The following is a 19482-nucleotide window of genomic DNA, read 5'->3' as shown; positions in this document are numbered from 1 at the left end:
TTCAATCCTTCCTAGTTTTCAAATCTACATAAATATGAAATAATATCCCCAAAGGTAATAAACTTAATGTAGATATTTTTTTTGTATTATTTGTAAAAAATTTAAAATCTTTAGCATATATAGTTGATGAGATAAAGTGTAATATGGTTTTAAATTGATTTTTAAATCCTTTTAAATATAACATTTCAATTGATCTTGCATATCTAAAACCTTTTGGGTGTCTTTTGTATTGTTTAAATATATTCATAGTTGAACCATCTGCCATGTATTCAACAATACAAAGAGGTTTATTTAAACAAGCTAGTTTATAATCTTGGTCTATCATCAAATACAATGTACCTAAAGGAACAAATCTTTCATCTTTAAATATTGGATATTTAGGATATTTTTTAACTATGTCTGTTCTTAAAACAAGTTTTTTATCTCCTTTGATATTATGTTTATGGTAGATATCATAAAGAGTAGAGTATTCTAGGTTTTCTGGAAATTTAGAACCGATGATTCTTCCTTTTATATCGTAGTCTAAGCCTACAATTCCTGAGGTATTTGATTTGTCTTCTATTGAGTCCCATTTTTTAAGTATTAGATCAACTGCATTATCTGTCATATAATCATCTGAATCTATACATACATTTAGTTCTGTGATAATATGCTCATATGCTGTATTATGTGCTCCATGCATTCCTTGGTTTTCTTGATAAATATATTTTATTTCTATTTTATTTTCATTAATCCATTTTTCTATTAGTTCTTTAGTATTATCGGATGAACCATCATCTACTATTAACCAAATAAATTCTTGATTTGTTTGTCTCAATAAACTTTCGTAAAGCTGATGAATACAATAAGCTCTATTAAATGCTGGCGTAAATACTGTTAACTTTTTCATAATTTTCCTTATATAACTCGAAGAATAAAATTCATAAGATATGTAAATGAGAAATATCCTAATATTACAAATCCAATGATTTTGAATTGATTGTTAAAAAATACTTGTTTTAAAAATGGATAAATGACTACTAATCCCATCATAAACCATGATAAATAGGCAAATCTATTTGAAAAGCTTGCTTGAATAACTAAAATCCAAACAGAATTTGATACCAAATAGATGTTTGTAATTCGTTGATAATATTTATCTTTGAAATCTTTTTTGAATATAAAATAATAGCTTATTATTACAGGTAATGAACTATAAATTAAAAAGTCCCATCTAAAACCAGTTTGGGAAAAACTTGATGCATATAACTCTTTATTATTAAAATATGTATTGACTACATCTTCTCTTAGAATACCAAGGTTAGTTATTAGGTTTTCAATTTGACTACCAATAAAAAATGATAAAAAAATACATATAAACCAAACTTTGAAATAAAACTTTTCTTTATCATTAAATAAATTTGTTACAAAGTAAGCTCCAATAGGTATTAAAACAGAAGAGTGTATGCTAAAAGCTAATATAAAAAGCAAATACATTATCCATTTTTTATTCATAAATGTAAAAGCTAAAATTATAAGTGATGTTGCTAATCCATTTCTAATACCATTTGTTCCATAAGACCAAAATTCAAAAGAAGAAACTAAAATTAAAAAGGCAAAGAAAGAATAATTTTTAAATAATCTTTTTGATGCAATAAATATATTTAAAAGATATAAAAAAGCAATAAAGAAAAAGAATGATGTTTTAGATTCAATTTCAACAAAGAAATTCATTATACTATAAAATATAAAATCTTTTGTTATATCTACATGCCATCCAATAGAAAAATAATCAAATGTTTTTGAATAATTCCACATGTCTCCAAAATACCAAGAAACAGGTCTTAGTCCCATGAATAGTAAAATATAACCAAATAAAATAAACTCAAAGATTTTATTAAATTTAAAAGTCTCTTCTGTAAAACCTGTATATAAAGTAGTATGTAAAATAGTTAAAAAAATAAATAAAAGAATTATATTATAGTAAATATATGCGTAGTTTTCTAAAGGTATAAAATCAAACATTATTTACTTTCCAAATATTTAATTACTTTTGCTGGATTACCTGCTACTACACAATTTTTAGGCACGTCTTTTACTACAACTGGACCAGCACCAATTATTGAATTATCTCCTATATTTATTCTACCAATTAAAACACAGTGTGCATGAATTTCTACATTATTACCAATTACAGGTTTTTTACCATTTTTTTCTCCAATAGTTACTACTTGATTTATATATAAATTTTCGATAATTGATTTAGCATTTATAATTGTTGAATAAGGGTGTGCTAGATGAACACAAGCACCTATTTTTGAATTGATTTCAATTGTAAAAGAAGAATGGCTTGGAAATATAACTCTTAATAATTTACTAAATATATTGCTTATTCTAAAATACTTATTAGTTAATAACTCTTTAGATAAACCATTTTTTATTTTTTGCTTTTTATACAAATCCTTTAAAATAATTTCTTTTTTGTTTGAACTAATAAATAAAAGTATATGAGGTATAAAAGAGACTTGACAAATCAAATATATATATTTCATTTTAGTTAAATACCTTTTCTTTCCATAAGTTCATAATTTTTTCTAATGTATATTTTTCTGCATTTTTCAAACTATTTTTGATTAGCTCATTTTGAAGATTTTCATTTGTTATAAACTGTATTAATTTACTAACAAAGTCTTCAATAGTGTTATGTTCAACTAGTATGCCATCTTTATAATTGTTTATAATATTTCTTGGTCCAGTTGGGCAATCAAAAGAAATAACAGGAACTCCTACAGATTGTGCTTCAAGTATAACCATTGGAAAACATTCTTGACTTGAAGTTATAAGAAGGGCTTTTGAACTTTTTATTTCTTCTAATACTTTATTAGATTGACCTTTTAAATTAATACTATCTTGTAAGTTATACTGTTGAATTAAAGTATTTACTTTATTACCATATTCACTTTTATAGTCACCAAATATATTTAGATCCCAGTCTAAATCAGGAAGTTTTTCGATTAAGTTTTTCCATACCTCTACTAATATTTCAAGTTGCTTTACAGGAGCAAATCTACATACTACAGAAAAAGTATTAGTCTTATTTGATTCATTAAAGGTTGATTTTGAAGTTATAGGATTAGGAACTATAATTACATTATCTGTTTTATAAAAGCTTCTTTCTTCTTTACTTAAAACAATCAACTTATCATATTTTGATTCTATAAAATTAAACACTTTATTTTTAAAAGAAGTTTTTTCTTTTCTATAAAACTGTGTAAAATGGAATTCTTTAATAGTCTTTGTTTGATTAAGTGATAAAAATGGAAGAATATATGTAATAGGAATGTGTGACGCAACTAAAATATAATCAGGTCTATTTTTATCAATATAGTTTTGCATTAAAGTTACATTTTTAATAAAAAGTTTTAAATTTTCAGATGAAAAGTAACTCTTCTCTCTATTAAAATTAATTTTTAAGTCAATAAAGTTGACTGATTTTTCTAATTCATATACATAAGGTTTATTTTTATTTTCTGTTGCTATTAATGTAACATCATAATTAAAATATTTTGACCAATAATTAGCTTTGATAGAAACAAGTTTTTCAATACCACCATGTTCATAAAATTGATCTATTAATATTGCTATTTTTTTCATTTATTTTTCACCAATTGATTAAATAATCTTTCCCATTCTAAAGCAATATTCTCAATATCAAATCTTTTTACATTTTCAAGTGCTTTATGACCAAATTCCAATCTTTTGTTTTCATTTTCAATCAAATAAATAAGTTTATCAGCGAATTTATTTATATTTCCATTTTCTACAATAAAACCATCTTCCCCATTAGAAATTATATCCTTTGGTCCATGTGGACAATCAAAGGATACACAAGCTACTCCAAAGCTCATAGCTTCAACTAATACCATTCCAAATCCTTCATGTCTAGAGGATAAGGCATATATTGAAGCTGATTTATATTTTTCAGAAATGTTTTTTTCTGGATTATTAAGTTGGATTGATGAAGATAAATTATAAAGATCAATTAGTGATTCTAAACCTAAACGAGGATTCTTTTTCCCAAAAATTTTTAGATTCCATTCAGGGTATTTTTCATGAACTATTTTCCAAGAGTTTATCAATAAATCAAACCCTTTATGAAAACTATTACTTCCAACAGCAAGAACAATTTTTTCTTTTTTTTCAAAAATATAATCTGGATTATAGTTTTCTAAAGGAATAGGATTATTTATCACTTGACTGTTTACTCCCTTCCAGTCTAATTTATTACCATTCGTTAGTAAAACAAATTTATCAAACATATTTAAAATAGGTCTTATTAAAAAAAATAATAATTTAGAATTAATATTTAACTCTTTTGCAGCATGTCTTTCATAAATAGTTGGTATTTTTTTACCAAAAATTATTGGGAATAACATACCTTTTAATCCATCATCACAAACTATAATAATATCAGGTAAAATATTTTCAATAACATTTTGAATACCATTTTTATATGATGAAATAAATGTGAAAGGATTAGATTTATTTATCTTAATATCATGAAATTTAATATTTCTACTAAAATCAAAAAATATATTTTTATTCCCATCATTTAGAGTAAGAATATTTACTTCATAGTTAAATACATCAGTAAAGTATGAAGCCTTAATAGATAATACTCTTTCAAGACCACCAGAACCATTTATTCCGTTTGTTATGTAAAGTAATTTCATATTATTTTAAATAAAGTCTTTACAAGTTTTTTTCATTGGATCAGCAATTTTATGATGTAATTCCAAATTTTTTATATTAATATTTGAAGTAATTTTTCCTTTTAAAGAAAAATTAGCTTTAAATTCACCTGTTTTACTATTAACATCAACTCTATTAAACAAATTAATGATTCCATCAAAACGACTTGTATCTACAAAACTATCAAATCCATTTATAAATATTACGGGTGTACCTAAGGCTAGACATGGTAATGCACAATGAATTCTAGAAGTAATTACAAGTTTTGCTCTAGCATATTTATGAAGTAAATCTTCTGCCATTTCAAATTTTTCTAAGTCATTATATTTGTTTGATTGCGGTTCTTGATTAATATAAATTGCATTATTAAGTATCTCTTCATCAAAAATATTTTTAAGATGTTTTCTTTTTTTATTTAATTGAAAAGTGTCTCCATTTAAAAGACTTTTAATTGTCCATTTTAAGTTATAGAATACTTTCTCTTTTCTAGGGTAACTATATAATGGATCTACTATATAAGTATCCTTTCCTCTTTCTTTATCATCAACTTTATAGGAATCAAGTGTAGTAGTAAGACAACCGCTAAAATAAGCTTCAATACCTTTATCTTTTAAAATACCAACCGTGTATTCATCCCTGCAACCTATAGGTTGGTATTTTTTTAGGTATTCAATAGCTTTTGAAGTTAACATAGCTTGTGCAGCAGTATTATTTATATGAAATGAGATAAATAAAGGTTCTATATTTTCAGAGGGAATCCAATTTTGTGTATTATGAGTAAACCATCCATTTAAAATAAGTTTTACTTTCTCACCTTTATACGAAGCCAATTCCTCTCTGTTAATATAAGTATCAATTTTAGGTAAATATTGTTTTGCAGCTAAACTTTGTATATAATCTCCAATATTGAAGAATTTTTTATTCTCATCATATGTCATTATTGCATATTTCATTTTCTTATAACCTTTTTAAACTTTGAGTATTTAATAAATAAATTAGGATATTTATTTATTAAAAAAAATTTTAATTTGCTAAGCAAAGATTTATTTGGTGGTTTTTTTTTCATATTTAAATCTAATAAATCTTCTAGTTCTTTTAAATCATTTGATTCTTCAACTTCATTTTTAAAAATGAAAATTTTTTCTTTATCCTTAATTCTATTCAAAATCTCCCACCAGAAGTATTTAGCTCCTTCAGAAGCAAATCCTTCTTTATATGAATTTATTATTTCTTTGTAAATATTCTTAGTAACCTTAAATCCATATTTATTTGGATCATCATTTTCTAAAATAATTCCTATAATTGTTCTATGACATTTTTCACACATTGAACAATTTGTAAAATTATTAATTTCAGAATAACAAACTCTCAGGTTTAAATTACTTTCAAGTTGTTTTATACTTTGTACAATTACTTGTACTTTATTTTGTCTTTTAAGTTCAAATCCATCATGAATTATTTGAGTTGAACCCCATTTAATATTATTATCAATATCTGGTGTAGAGCCCCATGCATACTGAAAATCTGCTGTATAAGAAGAAGCAATAAATGATTTTGAATAACCTTTTATAAAACTTAATGGCGCAATAAGTGAATTTAAACCTAATCCATGTTGAACACTTCCCCACCATCCAAGATTTTTATGTAAAAAATTTACGTTATGAGAATAAAAAGTTCTCATATTAGAGCGGATAATACATTTATCATTATTTCTTAAAATATTCTCATTGTTATTTAATGATAAAACTCTATTCCATTGATTACTATCTGATAATTCTACATCTGCTCCCCAAATAGTAATTAAATCTATATTTTTAGAATTTCTTCTAAAATATGTAGTATAAGCATCAACTCCACCACTAAATAACATTGATTCTTTGTTTGTCAAATAATTAGTAGTTACTAATTTATTAACAATTAAATTACTAGATTTTTCTTTGATTTCAGGAAAGTAATTAATAAAAACCTGTTTGATTTTAATTAGTGATTCATAATATTCTTTATCAAGAATGTCTAATTTTATATCAAAACCAATAAACCATGATATCGTAACTAAATTTCCTAGAAATGGAATGACCGCCAAACCTTCTGGTGTTGAACTAATATCACTTTGAAACTCAACAAAAAAGTTATCAGTACTATTAAAATATTTTGAAATATTCTTTGAATATTCATAGTCATATTCTATTCTTTTACCATCATTAGTAAATTTTATTTGTTTAATTGTTAACATTTAATCACCTTTTTATTAAATTTTTCAATTGGTTTTTCTCATTTTTATTCAATAATAGAAAGAATGAAAAAAATATATATATTATTGAAAATAGAGCTATTTTAATTAATAAAAATAACCATGAAGAATTTAATTCATATAAGTCAAAATAATTATTAATAAAATTACAAAATGTCAATATAGTTAAGAAGAAGATAAAAGGTTTAGTAAAAATTGCCATATAAAAGTTTTTTATATTTAGACAAATCTTATATTGATAATAAAAGTTCATTATAATTATTCCAACTAACCACCCTATGGAAGTTCCAAGTATCATACCTTCAATACCCGATTTTTCCAAAAGTATTAATCCTAAAAAAGCACCAAAAGTAATCGAAAAAATATAAACTATAGCTTTAAATTTAAATAAAGCTTTGACTTCTAAAATTGTATTTGCAAAAGACTGAATTAATGGTATCGTATATGTAATCATAATTATTAAAGCAATAATCCAAGCCTTAGTATATGTTTCACCTACCCATAAAATTATGAATTCACTTCCAAATAGTATAAAGTTTCCTAAAATTAACATTAAGATTATAAAAGAGTATCTTCCTATTTTAATCATCATATTAGTTAATTCAATATTTGATGAGTTATTAATTATCATTTTTGATGCTTTGGGTATCATTACACTTGAAATTGCAGAAGAAAATGTGCCATAATATGTGCCAAGCATAACTCCAATTGAGTATATAGCAACATTTTCTGTATTGCTGTTAATGCCAACTAAAAATTGTCCTAATTGCCATTGTAGAACACCTACTATACTAAATACAAAAACCCAAATAGAGTATGTAAACACTTCTTTTGTAAGTTTTTTGTTAAATGAATGTACTTTGAATCTTATTTTTAAAACTTTTAAAACATAAATAGCATTAATTATTATAATCGATATATTTGCAATAGTATCTAATATTACTAAACCAATTGCATCTGAACCATTAGTTAAAATTACTACAACTAATAGTGATCTAGATAGATATTTTATAATTTCAGATATTCTTGGAAATATAAAATGTTCATAGGCATTTGATATTGCTTTAAATGATCCTCCCGGTAATGTTATTACTATATTTAATACTAATATGCAAAACATTAATTTTGCTTTTTCTAATTCTTCTGAAGTTAAAGATTCAGTAAAAATATTTTCAAAATTTATATATATAATTGATGAAATTATAATTATTAAAGTGCATATGAAAAGATATATAATCATTACAGTAGAAAGAAAATTCTCTTCATCTTTAAGGTTTTTTTCTGCTTGATATTTTGAAACAAATCTAACTATACTATTATTTAAGCCAAAATCCATAACAGTTAAATATCCAACAAATGCACCCATTAAACTATAGAGTCCATATTCAGAATTACCAAGATATTTAATTATAATTGGTGTTAAAAATAATCCTATAACTGTAGTCATAAAAATAGTTATATAATTTAACATAATACCTATCTTTAATTGTTTATTTTTGTTAATAGTCATTTAAAAAATATAAACTAAAAGTTTATAATCTCCCATCCATATCGTATGTAATAGACTTAATATCAAATAAAACAGCTTTATCTCTATTTGATAAATCTAAAGTTTTAAACTGATCATGAGCAACAGCTACTACTATTCCATCATATTTTAATGTGTCTATATCTTTTACTAAATCTAAAGAATACTCATGTTTAACTTCTTCTTTATCTGCCCATGGATCATATACATCTATATTACATCCAAACTCTTGTAATTCTTCTACTACATCAATTACTCTTGAATTTCTAATATCTGGACAATTCTCTTTAAAAGTAATTCCTAACATTAATACATTAGAACCTTCTATTTTATGACCTTTTTTAATCATTAGTTTTATTACTTGATTAGCTACATATATACCCATATTATCATTTAGTCTTCTTCCTGCTAAAATAATTTCAGGGTTATATCCAATTGATTGTGCTTTATGTGTTAAATAATATGGATCAACTCCAATACAATGTCCACCAACTAATCCTGGTTTAAATGGTAAGAAGTTCCATTTTGTTCCTGCTGCTTCTAGTACATCATTTGTATTAATACCAAGTTTATTAAAGATAATTGCTAATTCATTTACAAATGCAATGTTTATATCTCTCTGACTATTTTCAATTACTTTTGCTGCTTCTGCTACTTTTATTGTTGGTGCTAAGTGAGTACCAGCTGTTATAATAGAAGAGTATAATGCATCTACTTTTTTTCCAATTTCAGGAGTTGAACCAGCTGTTACTTTTAGAATCTTTGTAACTGTGTGTTCTTTATCACCTGGGTTAATTCTTTCAGGTGAATAACCACAGAAGAAGTCTTTATTGAAAGTTAGATTTGAGAACTTTTCAAGTACAGGTACGCAATCTTCTTCTGTAGCTCCTGGATAAACAGTTGATTCATAAATTACGATATCATCTTTTTTTAGAACTTTTCCTACAGTTTCACTTGCTTTAATTAAGGGAGTTAAATCTGGTCTTTTATTTTTATCAATTGGAGTTGGTACTGTTACTATATAAATATTACAATCTTTTATATCATCTATACTACAAGTAAATTTTATACCATTATCAATAGCTTCTTGCAATTGTGATTCATTTAATTCTAATGTTCTATCAAACGCACGTGATAATTCATCAATTCTCTCTTGATATATATCTAATCCTACTACATGATATTTTGATGAAAATGCTGCTGCTAATGGCAATCCCACATATCCTAGACCTATTACACAAATTTTATTCATTTATTCATCTCTCCCAATTAATATTTATTTCTTTAAGTTCTCTATATACCAAGCTATTGATTCTTGTAAGCCTGTTTCAAGTGTATGAGTTGGTTCATATCCTAATAGTTCTTTTGCTTTATTAATATTTGCATTTGAATGTCTTATATCTCCTGCTCTAAAATCTCTATAAACTGCTTCTTTTACTTCTAATTCTGGTAATTTTTCTTTTATACCATTTGTTATTGCATTATATAAATTATTTAGTGTTTCTCTTCCACCTGCTGCTGTGTTAAATGCTTGAGCAAAAGCTTCTTTATTTGTTGTAGTTCCTGCTAAAATATTTGCTTGAATAACATTATCTATATATGTAAAGTCTCTTGATGTTTCACCATCACCATTTATGTAAACATTTTCACCATTTAATATTGAAGAAATCCATTTTGGCATTACTGCTGCATACGCTCCATTTGGATCTTGTCTTCTACCAAATACATTAAAATATCTAAGTCCAATTGATTCAAAGCCATAACACTTATAAAAAACTCCCATATAAAGTTCATTTACATATTTTGTAACAGCATAAGGTGATAAAAGACTACCTGTTCTTTCTTCTACTTTTGGAAGCTCAACACTATCACCGTAAACAGATGAAGATGAAGCATATACAAATCTTTTTACACCATTTTCTTTTGCGGCTGTTAAAATATTTAAAAAACCTGTTACATTTGAATTATTTGAAATTACAGGATTATCAATTGATCTTGGAACTGAACCTAATGCAGCTTGATTTAAAATAATATCTACATTTTTACAAGCAATATCACAAGTATCATAATCAGAAATATCACCTTTAATAAAAGAAAAGTTTTTCCATTGTTCATTTGAAACACAATTTTTCACATCATCTAAATTATGTTGATGACCAGTTGAAAAGTTATCTAGACCTATGACTTTTTGGTTTAGTTTTAAAAGAGTTTCTAAAAGATTTGAGCCTATAAATCCAGCACATCCTGTTATTAACCATCTCTTTGGATTATTTAAGAGCTCTTCTTTTATCTTTTCATATCTCATTTTATTCCTTCTTTATGATATATTTTCAAGCTTTTTTTCAAGTTTTTGATTTTCTTTTTTTTCTTTCTTTAATCTTTTGTATTTTTTTTTCAGTTTTGCATTTTTAGGTCTTTTTCTAGCTCGTGGGTCAAAAAGATCAAAAAATATTAAAAATAGTAGAAAAAATATTAAAAGATTTAATCCATCATCTTGCTTGTATAATTGTAGAAACATACAAGAAAATGTTAGTTGCATAAAAATAAGCATTTTTACTGTAAATGCTTTATTTTGTTTGATATTATCAAGTATATGATGTAGGTGATTTTTATCAGCTTCAAAGGGTGATTTTCCTCTTTGTCTTCTTCTTCTAAATACAACTAAAGTATCTAAAATTGGAACAGCTGCTAAAAAGAATATTGCTACAGGATTTACATATTCTAAAGCCTTTATACTAAGTATTGCAATTATAAAGCCAAGAAGTAAGGAACCACTATCTCCCATAAAAACTTTTGCTGGATACCAGTTTAGTATCAAAAAACCTAGGACAGAACATATTAAAAGTGCTGGCCATACTGTAAGCATGGTATCATTATTTAAAATTCCTATTGTCAGTAAAGCTGCAAGAATTATTATTGAAATTGATGAAGCAAGTCCATCAAGTCCATCAGTTAAGTTAACAGCATTTGTAAATGCAATTATTGCAAAAAGTGTAAATGGCAATGCAATAATTCCTAAGTTAAGTTCATATCCAAAATATGTACCAATACTACTAATAGTATATCCATCAAAATAAGCAATTATTGCAGCCAAAACTATAAATGCTAGTTTTGTTTTTGAACTAAGTGTATAAATGTCATCAACTACTCCACCTATAAAAACTATCAAAATTGAAAGAATAATCAGTAGATGTGGTGTAATTTCTCCTTGATAATATAAAAAAAGTGAAATTAAAAAAGTCGTACCAAAAACTATTCCAGCACCTCTTGGAGTTACACTTTTATGTGAGCTTCTTTGATTAGGAATGTCAATAAGTTTTAACTTAGGAGCAAGGTTAATAAACTTTCTTATAGACATATATGTAAAAATTATCAAAAAAAAGCCTAAAAGTGGTAGCTCATACATAAAAATAATTCCTCTAAAATAAATTATGATGTAATTTTACTATAACTCAACTTATTTTTTTATTATTAATAATTACAAATTGGTTGCATTTTATAATAAATTAATAAATTTAATTAAAATTAATTATTGATTTTTTTATCTTTTTAGTATATAATTGCGTTATTAAATTAAAGGAAAGAAGATGAAAAACAATAGATTTATCTATGGTATCCCTGTATTAATGGTGCTTTTTAGTGTTGGAGAAGCTACTTCTTTAAAGGATGTAGTTTCGCATACTTTAAAAAGTAATCAAGATATATATTCAAAATCACTAAATAATAATGCATTTAAAAATTATATTGATGAAGAAAAAACAGCTTACTATCCAAAGGTAGATTTAACAGCATCATTAGAAAAAATAAAAGAGAAAGAAAAGTCTCCTACATTAAATACGAATGAAACAAGAACAGGAAATAATATTAGACTTGATTTAGAACAACTTCTTTATGATGGAGGATTATCTTCAAGTAAAATTGAGAGTGCAAAATATACTTATATGTCTAATAAATATAAAAACTCTGATGATATAGAAAATATTATATTAGATGGAATTATTTCTTATTTAAATATGGTAAAGTCGCAAGAAAGAATAAATATCTCTGAAGATAATATAAAAGTTCATAATAATTATCTTCAAATTGCAAGAGAAACAGAAGATATAAACGGTACTATTTTAGATAAGGTTCAAACAAAAGCAAAAATTCATAATGCAAAAAATAAATTATTTGATGAAATAAATAACTACAATCTAGCAAAAAGTTCATTTGATAAAAATGTTGGTATGAAAGTTTTAGGTGAAATTTGTAGACCAAGTATTGATGAATCTAAAGTTCCATCATCTTTAAAAGATTTAAAAACTATTGCATTAAGTTCAAATTATAAAATCAAAGAGCAGATAGAAAATATAAAAGAACAAAGAGAAAAATTAGCTCAAACAGATTCAAACTTTTTACCTACTTTAAAATTTAAACTTCAAGCTATTCATGATGATGAACTTATCACTGATGAAACTGAAACAAAAAGATACACAGGAAAAATAGAGTTAACATATAATATTTTTAATGGTTTATCTGATGAGAAGGCATCTCAAAGAGAGAGGCTATTTCTTAAAGAATCTAAAGCTAAGCTTGATGTCGTGACAAAAGACATTATCGATCAACTAACTTCATCTTTTAATACTTATCAAACTTCAAAAAGTCAAATAATTGAATTAAAACAGTTTATTGAAGAAAATAAGCAAATCATAGAAATCTATAAAGATCAATTTGATTCAGGAACAAGAAGTTTTATTGATGTTTTAAATGTTGAAGCAGACTTATACAATTCTAAAATATCACTGATTAACACTCAATTTAATATGTATCAATCATATTATAAAATCTTAAAATTAATGTCAACATTACAAAACACTATATCTGATTCACAAAGACAAGTATGTGATGCAGACGACTTTTTTAAAGAAGAACCTAAAAAAGATGAGTTAAAAGATATGGAAGAAGAGTTAAATTTAGAGGAGTCTTCTACTTTAGAGACACAAATATCTACACCAAAAACTTCAGTTGAAAATGAATATGCATTATTTTTAAATACATATTCAACTATGAAAAAAGCACAAGATGTTTTAGATAATACTAAAACCGATTTAAAAAACAATCAAAAGTTAAAAGTTATATTAAATTCAAAAGCCTCATATACTTTAGCTGCTTATAATATAAAAGGAAAACAGAACGCTGTTTCATTAAAAGAGAGTTTAGATTATAAGTTTCCAAATTCATATTTTATAAAAAAATCTAAATAGGTAAACAATTGAGTGAAAAAAATATAAATTTCAGTGAAGATTTCGATTCAATAAAAGATGACTCTAAAAAGATTGATACACTTTTAGAGTCTTTATTTTTTCTTTCTAAATTCCATAAAAGAGCATCTTCAAAAGAGTCATTGATAGCAGGTCTTGCTATTCATGATTCTTTGATGACTCCATCTATGTTTAAAACTGCTGCAAAAAAAATCGGACTTATAACAAAAGCAGTTTCTAGAAAAATAGAAGAAATTGACAATAAAGCTTTACCTGCAGTAATGATTTTAGAAGATAATAAAGCTTGTGTAGTTTTAAATATAGATAAAAAAGATAAAATAGTAACTTTAATAATGCCACATGTAAATGAAGGTGAAACCCATATTTCTATTGAGAGTCTTCAACAGATTTATACAAATAACCTTCTGATAGTAAAACCAGCTTATAATTTTGAAAATAGAGTACAAAAAGATATAGATATAAAAGATAATAAACGCTGGTTTTTTAGAACAATGAAAAAAAATATATCTATTTATAAATTAGTAATTATAGCTGCAATTCTAATAAATATTTTTGTTATATTTGTTCCTTTATTTACTATGAATGTATATGATAGAGTATTACCAAATAAATCAATAGATACTTTATGGGTTTTACTTGTAGGTATAGTTTTTGTATTGTTTTTTGATTTAATACTAAAATTAATTAGAGCCTACTTTATCGAACAAGCAGGAAAAAGAGCAGATATTCGTATGTCAAGTAAGATATTTGATCAACTGTTAAATATTAAACTGGATTCAAAACCAAGTTCTACTGGTATGTTTGTAAGTAGACTACAATCCTTTGAAAGTGTTAGAGAATTTTTCACTACAGCAACTATTACTGCTTTTGTTGATTTACCTTTTGTTTTACTTTTTATAGGAGTTATCTTTTATATAGGAGGAGATTTAGCATATGTTAGTTTAGCAACTATGTTAATAGCAATAACATTTTCTTGGTTTATGCAAAGACCTATTAAAAAAAATATTTTAAATTCTGCAAAAGAAGAGCAAATAAAACAGACTGTTTTAACTGAAACAGTAACAGGTTTAGAAATCATTAAAAGTGTTAGAGCATTAAATAGAATGAGAACTCATTGGGAAAGATCTATCTCTCAAACTTCTTATTATGGAAACAAATCTCACTATTTATCACAAATAGTTACTTATTTTGTAGGTTTTATTTCACAACTATCAGGAGTATTAATAGTAGCGTTTGGTGTAATTCTAGCAAGTGAAGGAACAATAACAATGGGAGCAATTATAGCTGCTATGATGTTGAATAGTAGAGTTATTGGACCTGTGTCTCAAATTGTTGGTATGATTATAAGGCTTGATAGAACCATGCTGTCTCTTGAAAATATTGATGAAACTATGAAAATGCCTGTTGAAAGAGATCCAAATAAAAACTTTTTAAGTAGACCTGATTTAAAAGGAGATATCATATTTAAAGATATTGAGTTTTCATATAAAGATCAAAAATTTAATGTGCTAAAAAATATAAATCTTACAATCAAAGAGGGTGAGAAAGTAGGGATCATAGGAAAAATTGGTTCTGGTAAATCTACGTTTGCAAAGCTTTTATTAAATCTATATGAACCAGATAAGGGTTCAGTTATAGTAAATAACACTGATATAAGACAAATAGATCCAGTTGATTTAAGAAGATCAATTGGTTATGTTCCTCAAGAACCTTTTTTATTTATGGGAAGTATAAAAGATAATATATCAATAGCAGAACAATATGCAAGTGACGAGCAAATACTAAAAGCTTCAAAAATAGCAGGTGTACATGATTTTTTAGGTAAACATGAAGCAGGTTATGATTTGATAGTAGGGGAGAGAGGTGAAGGTCTATCCGGTGGAGAAAGACAATCAGTTACTCTTGCAAGAGCCATTCTTTCAAATCCAAACATATTACTATTAGATGAACCAACAAATATGATGGACGAATTATCTGAAACAAAATTCAAAAAAAGTTTAGAGACAATTATAAAAGATAAAACGCTATTACTAATTACTCATAAACCTTCTTTATTATCATTAGTTGATAGATTGATAGTTATAGAAGATGGAAAAGTAGTGGCAGATGGACCAAAAGAAAAAATCATATCTTCTTTTGGAAAAACACAAGTAAAAAAGACTGCAAGAATTAAAAGGATTTAAATGCAAAAAGATATAAATTTTGTAGACACATTACACTCTCAAAAAAATGCTGAACTAAATCCAAAAATTATTCTTTTTTTCTTTATAATTGTTTGTTTTTTTGTAGGAGCCTTTGTGTGGGCATATTTAGCAGAAGTTGATGAATTAACAAGAGGTGAGGGAAAGGTTATACCTTCTGAGAAAATAAAGAAAATACAAAGCTTAGATGGTGGATTAATTTCAGAAATTCTAGTAAAAGAAGGTTCAATTGTAAAAAAAGGTCAAGCCTTGATGAAAATTGATACTACTAGGTTTCAAGCATCACTAGAAGAGAATAAACAAACATACTATCATCTTTTAGTTACTCAGCAAAGATTGGAAGCTGAATCTAGTGTTGATATATCAAAAGATATTAAAAAACTAGAATACTCAAAAGAATTGAGAACTAATGTAGAAGAATTTATTCAAAATGATAGAAAACTTTTTTTATCAAGAGTAGAAGAACTAATTAGTACATCTAATATATTTAAAATACAATTAAAACAAAAAGAACAAGAGTTAAAAGAATTGCAAAATGACAGCGTTCAATTGAAAAAAAGATTAAAATATGTAAAAGAAGAATATAGAACTATAAATAAAATGGTAAATAAAGGTTCACGATCAAGAGTAGATTTATTAAAAATAAAAAAAGAGTTAGCAAAACTTGAAGGTGATTTACAAACTACATATATTCAAATACCAAAAGCAAAATATGCAATACAAGAAGCGAAAAATAGAATAATTGAAAAAACAAAAATATTTAAAGCCCAAGCATCAAATGAACTTCAAAAGATAAATACTGAAATAAAAAAATATGAATCAAAAATTGTAGCGCAAAAAGATAAGGTAGATAAAACAATATTGCATTCACCAGTAAATGGAATAGTAAAACAAATAAATGTAAATACTGTAGGTGGAGTAATTAAATCAGGAATGGATTTAATAGAAATAGTACCACAAAGTGAAATCTTATTAATTGAAGCAAAAATTGATCCTAAAGATATTGCTTTTATCAACCCAAAGCAAAAAGCAATTGTAAAAATAACAGCTTATGATTTTTCAATATATGGAGCTTTAGAAGGAAGTATTACAGAAATATCAGCAGATAGTATTATAGATGAAAAAGATAAAAATCAAAAAAGCTATTATAAGGTAACAATAAAAACAAATAAAAACTATTTAGAAAAGAATAAAGAAAGGTTTCCAATAATACCAGGAATGATCACAAGCGTAGATATTATAACAGGAAAAAAGACAATATTAGACTATATTTTAAAGCCAATTTTGAAAACAAAGGAAAATGCAATGCATGAAAGGTAGGTTGTACACAAATAAAACCTAGTAAAACTAAATAAAAAGAGAAAGAAAGAGGATAAAAACCCACAAATTCCAAAATTTAAGCTTTAATTTAGAAAAATCGCTTGACAAGCGAGAGATATTTGTCTATAATTCCCATCCAATTTCAGAGGAACGACAAGAAGTTCTAAAAGAGATTATGATCTTTAAAAACAGAAGGTTAATAAGAAGTAATTTTTATAAACCGAATATAGAATAAACGATATAAAAAACAAGAAATACAATTCTTGTCTATTTAAGTTTTTTACGAAAGTAAAAAGCATTTTGAGTGATAATTTTGTAATTTAATACAAAAATTGTCAGTTTCAAATACTTCATTTATGGAGAGTTTGATCCTGGCTCAGAGTGAACGCTGGCGGCGTGCTTAACACATGCAAGTCGAACGAGAACGGGTTATAGCTTGCTATAACTGTCAGCTAAGTGGCGCACGGGTGAGTAATATATAGGTAATGTGCCCTAGAGAAGAGGATAACATTTGGAAACGAATGCTAAGACTCTATATGCCTTTAAGACAAAAGTCTGCAAGGGAAATATTTATAGCTCTAGGATCGGCCTGTACGGTATCAGTTAGTTGGTGAGGTAATGGCTCACCAAGACAATGACGCCTAACTGGTTTGAGAGGATGATCAGTCACACTGGAACTGAGACACGGTCCAGACTCCTACGGGAGGCAGCAGTGGGGAATATTGCACAATGGGGGAAACCCTGATGCAGCAACGCCGCGTGGAGGATGACACATTTCGGTGCGTAAACTCCTTTTATATAGGAAGATAATGACGGTACTATATGAATAAGCGCCGGCTAACTCCGTGCCAGCAGCCGCGGTAATACGGAGGGCGCAAGCGTTACTCGGAATCACTGGGCGTAAAGAGCGTGTAGGCGGGTTAATAAGTTTGAAGTGAAATCCTATGGCTCAACCATAGAACTGCTTTGAAAACTGTTAACCTAGAATATGGGAGAGGTAGATGGAATTTCTGGTGTAGGGGTAAAATCCGTAGAGATCAGAAGGAATACCGATTGCGAAGGCGATCTACTGGAACATTATTGACGCTGAGACGCGAAAGCGTGGGGAGCAAACAGGATTAGATACCCTGGTAGTCCACGCCCTAAACGATGTACACTAGTTGTTGTGAGGCTAGACCTTGCAGTAATGCAGTAAACACATTAAGTGTACCGCCTGGGGAGTACGGTCGCAAGATTAAAACTCAAAGGAATAGACGGGGACCCGCACAAGCGGTGGAGCATGTGGTTTAATTCGACGATACGCGAAGAACCTTACCTGGACTTGACATAGTAAGAACTTATAAGAGATTATGAGGTGTCTGCTTGCAGAAGCTTATATACAGGTGCTGCACGGCTGTCGTCAGCTCGTGTCGTGAGATGTTGGGTTAAGTCCCGCAACGAGCGCAACCCTCGTCGTTAGTTGCTAACAGTTCGGCTGAGAACTCTAACGAGACTGCCTGGGTAACCAGGAGGAAGGTGAGGACGACGTCAAGTCATCATGGCCCTTACGTCCAGGGCTACACACGTGCTACAATGGGGTATACAAAGAGCAGCGATACGGTGACGTGGAGCAAATCTCAAAAATATCTCCCAGTTCGGATAGTAGTCTGCAACTCGACTACTTGAAGTTGGAATCGCTAGTAATCGTAGATCAGCAATGCTACGGTGAATACGTTCCCGGGTCTTGTACTCACCGCCCGTCACACCATGGGAATTGAACTCATTCGAAGCGGGAATGCTAAAGTAGCTACCCTCCACAGTGGATTCAGTAACTGGGGTGAAGTCGTAACAAGGTAACCGTAGGAGAACCTGCGGTTGGATCACCTCCTTTCAGAGAAAGAGATAAGATTCGATTCTTATCTCAGAAACTAACAAAGTTAGTAAAAAAAGGGAATATCGACCTTTTCTATATTCGGTTTATAAAGATTACTTTAAAAGATAGGTAATAATGGGCCTATAGCTCAGCTGGCTAGAGCGCTCGACTGATAATCGTGAGGTCCCAGGTTCAAGTCCTGGTAGGCCCACCATTTATATCTATTTGAAATTAACTTTTAAAGATTAAAACAGATGGGGAATTAGCTCAGCTGGGAGAGCGCCTGCCTTGCACGCAGGAGGTCAGCGGTTCGATCCCGCTATTCTCCACCATTTGAA

At 27.4% G+C, this 19482-nt stretch carries 14 protein-coding genes, 2 tRNA genes and 1 rRNA gene; 6 read left to right on the top strand and 11 right to left on the bottom strand.

The genetic code is table 11. From position 1 onward, the window contains the following. Window position 1 precedes the first annotated feature (1 nt). From NJU99_RS11125 to NJU99_RS11075, 11 genes are all read right to left on the bottom strand, one after another. On the bottom strand, window positions 2-889 hold the full coding sequence (locus NJU99_RS11125) for a glycosyltransferase family 2 protein (RefSeq protein WP_254575975.1): 888 nt from the start codon (window positions 887-889) through the stop codon (window positions 2-4). A gap of 8 nt (window positions 890-897) precedes the next feature. Next, complete coding sequence (locus NJU99_RS11120) at window positions 898-2004, bottom strand: EpsG family protein (RefSeq protein ID WP_254575974.1); 1107 nt, start codon at window positions 2002-2004, stop codon at window positions 898-900. Further along, window positions 2004-2531 carry a serine O-acetyltransferase gene (locus tag NJU99_RS14920; protein ID WP_283256424.1) on the bottom strand — a complete coding sequence of 176 codons (528 nt, stop codon included), beginning with the start codon at window positions 2529-2531 and terminating at the stop codon, window positions 2004-2006. The genes NJU99_RS11120 and NJU99_RS14920 overlap by 1 nt, the downstream gene beginning before the upstream one ends. A gap of 1 nt (window position 2532) precedes the next feature. Further along, the gene (locus NJU99_RS11110; RefSeq protein WP_254575973.1) at window positions 2533-3633 is read right to left on the bottom strand and encodes a glycosyltransferase; all 1101 of its coding nucleotides are present in this window, start codon (window positions 3631-3633) and stop codon (window positions 2533-2535) included. Then, a complete protein-coding gene (locus tag NJU99_RS11105) occupies window positions 3630-4712 on the bottom strand; it encodes a glycosyltransferase family 4 protein (protein WP_254575972.1) in 1083 nt (360 codons plus the stop codon). The genes NJU99_RS11110 and NJU99_RS11105 overlap by 4 nt, the downstream gene beginning before the upstream one ends. Before the next feature lie 6 nt (window positions 4713-4718). Further along, the gene (locus tag NJU99_RS11100; protein ID WP_254575971.1) at window positions 4719-5684 is read right to left on the bottom strand and encodes a polysaccharide pyruvyl transferase family protein; all 966 of its coding nucleotides are present in this window, start codon (window positions 5682-5684) and stop codon (window positions 4719-4721) included. After that, complete coding sequence (locus NJU99_RS11095) at window positions 5681-6964, bottom strand: hypothetical protein (RefSeq protein WP_254575970.1); 1284 nt, start codon at window positions 6962-6964, stop codon at window positions 5681-5683. Before NJU99_RS11095 ends, NJU99_RS11100 begins: the two co-directional genes overlap by 4 nt. Window positions 6965-6968: 4 nt before the next feature. Further along, entirely contained in the window at window positions 6969-8453 is a 1485-nt protein-coding gene (locus NJU99_RS11090; protein ID WP_254575969.1) for an oligosaccharide flippase family protein, read from the bottom strand. A gap of 61 nt (window positions 8454-8514) precedes the next feature. Further along, window positions 8515-9762, bottom strand: a complete 1248-nt coding sequence (tviB, locus tag NJU99_RS11085) for a Vi polysaccharide biosynthesis UDP-N-acetylglucosamine C-6 dehydrogenase TviB (RefSeq protein WP_254575968.1) — start codon at window positions 9760-9762, stop codon at window positions 8515-8517. A 24-nt stretch (window positions 9763-9786) separates the two neighbouring features. Then, window positions 9787-10815: an SDR family oxidoreductase gene (locus tag NJU99_RS11080; protein ID WP_254575967.1), complete on the bottom strand. Its 1029-nt coding sequence runs from the start codon at window positions 10813-10815 to the stop codon at window positions 9787-9789. Between the two features lie 12 nt (window positions 10816-10827). Next, window positions 10828-11916, bottom strand: coding sequence for a glycosyltransferase family 4 protein (locus tag NJU99_RS11075; protein ID WP_254575966.1), 1089 nt, complete (start codon window positions 11914-11916; stop codon window positions 10828-10830). Window positions 11917-12097: 181 nt separating this feature from the next. Here NJU99_RS11075 and NJU99_RS11070 point away from each other — a divergent pair, with 181 nt between their 5' ends. The 6 genes from NJU99_RS11070 to NJU99_RS11045 all read left to right on the top strand — a co-directional run bounded on the left by NJU99_RS11070 (window position 12098) and on the right by NJU99_RS11045 (window position 19476). Continuing rightward, window positions 12098-13753, top strand: coding sequence for a TolC family protein (locus NJU99_RS11070; RefSeq protein ID WP_254575965.1), 1656 nt, complete (start codon window positions 12098-12100; stop codon window positions 13751-13753). A gap of 8 nt (window positions 13754-13761) precedes the next feature. After that, entirely contained in the window at window positions 13762-15954 is a 2193-nt protein-coding gene (locus tag NJU99_RS11065) for a type I secretion system permease/ATPase (RefSeq protein ID WP_254575964.1), read from the top strand. Beyond that, window positions 15955-17292, top strand: a complete 1338-nt coding sequence (locus NJU99_RS11060) for an HlyD family type I secretion periplasmic adaptor subunit (RefSeq protein WP_254575963.1) — start codon at window positions 15955-15957, stop codon at window positions 17290-17292. Between the two features lie 353 nt (window positions 17293-17645). Continuing rightward, window positions 17646-19162, top strand: a 16S ribosomal RNA gene (locus NJU99_RS11055). A 119-nt stretch (window positions 19163-19281) separates the two neighbouring features. Beyond that, a tRNA-Ile gene (locus NJU99_RS11050) sits at window positions 19282-19358 on the top strand. Window positions 19359-19400: 42 nt separating this feature from the next. After that, window positions 19401-19476 (top strand) — tRNA-Ala (locus tag NJU99_RS11045). Window positions 19477-19482: the final 6 nt, after the last annotated feature.

Source organism: Arcobacter roscoffensis (genome assembly GCF_024267655.1).
Taxonomy (GTDB): Bacteria; Campylobacterota; Campylobacteria; order Campylobacterales; family Arcobacteraceae; genus Arcobacter_B; species Arcobacter_B roscoffensis.
Note: the sequence above shows the minus strand (reverse complement) of the source record. Positions and strands in the feature narration are given on the sequence as shown.

Bases quoted from the DNA above. Each gene is read 5' to 3' on its own strand.
- NJU99_RS11105 (WP_254575972.1), bottom strand. From the start codon at position 4,712: ATGAAATTACTTTACATAACAAACGGAATAAATGGTTCTGGTGGTCTT.
- NJU99_RS11060 (WP_254575963.1), top strand. From the start codon at position 15,955: ATGCAAAAAGATATAAATTTTGTAGACACATTACACTCTCAAAAAAAT.
- NJU99_RS14920 (WP_283256424.1), bottom strand. From the start codon at position 2,531: ATGAAATATATATATTTGATTTGTCAAGTCTCTTTTATACCTCATATA.
- NJU99_RS11090 (WP_254575969.1), bottom strand. From the start codon at position 8,453: ATGTTAAATTATATAACTATTTTTATGACTACAGTTATAGGATTATTT.
- NJU99_RS11125 (WP_254575975.1), bottom strand. From the start codon at position 889: ATGAAAAAGTTAACAGTATTTACGCCAGCATTTAATAGAGCTTATTGT.
- NJU99_RS11100 (WP_254575971.1), bottom strand. From the start codon at position 5,684: ATGAAATATGCAATAATGACATATGATGAGAATAAAAAATTCTTCAAT.
- NJU99_RS11120 (WP_254575974.1), bottom strand. From the start codon at position 2,004: ATGTTTGATTTTATACCTTTAGAAAACTACGCATATATTTACTATAAT.
- NJU99_RS11080 (WP_254575967.1), bottom strand. From the start codon at position 10,815: ATGAGATATGAAAAGATAAAAGAAGAGCTCTTAAATAATCCAAAGAGA.
- NJU99_RS11075 (WP_254575966.1), bottom strand. From the start codon at position 11,916: ATGTATGAGCTACCACTTTTAGGCTTTTTTTTGATAATTTTTACATAT.
- tviB (WP_254575968.1), bottom strand. From the start codon at position 9,762: ATGAATAAAATTTGTGTAATAGGTCTAGGATATGTGGGATTGCCATTA.
- NJU99_RS11110 (WP_254575973.1), bottom strand. From the start codon at position 3,633: ATGAAAAAAATAGCAATATTAATAGATCAATTTTATGAACATGGTGGT.
- NJU99_RS11095 (WP_254575970.1), bottom strand. From the start codon at position 6,964: ATGTTAACAATTAAACAAATAAAATTTACTAATGATGGTAAAAGAATA.
- NJU99_RS11070 (WP_254575965.1), top strand. From the start codon at position 12,098: ATGAAAAACAATAGATTTATCTATGGTATCCCTGTATTAATGGTGCTT.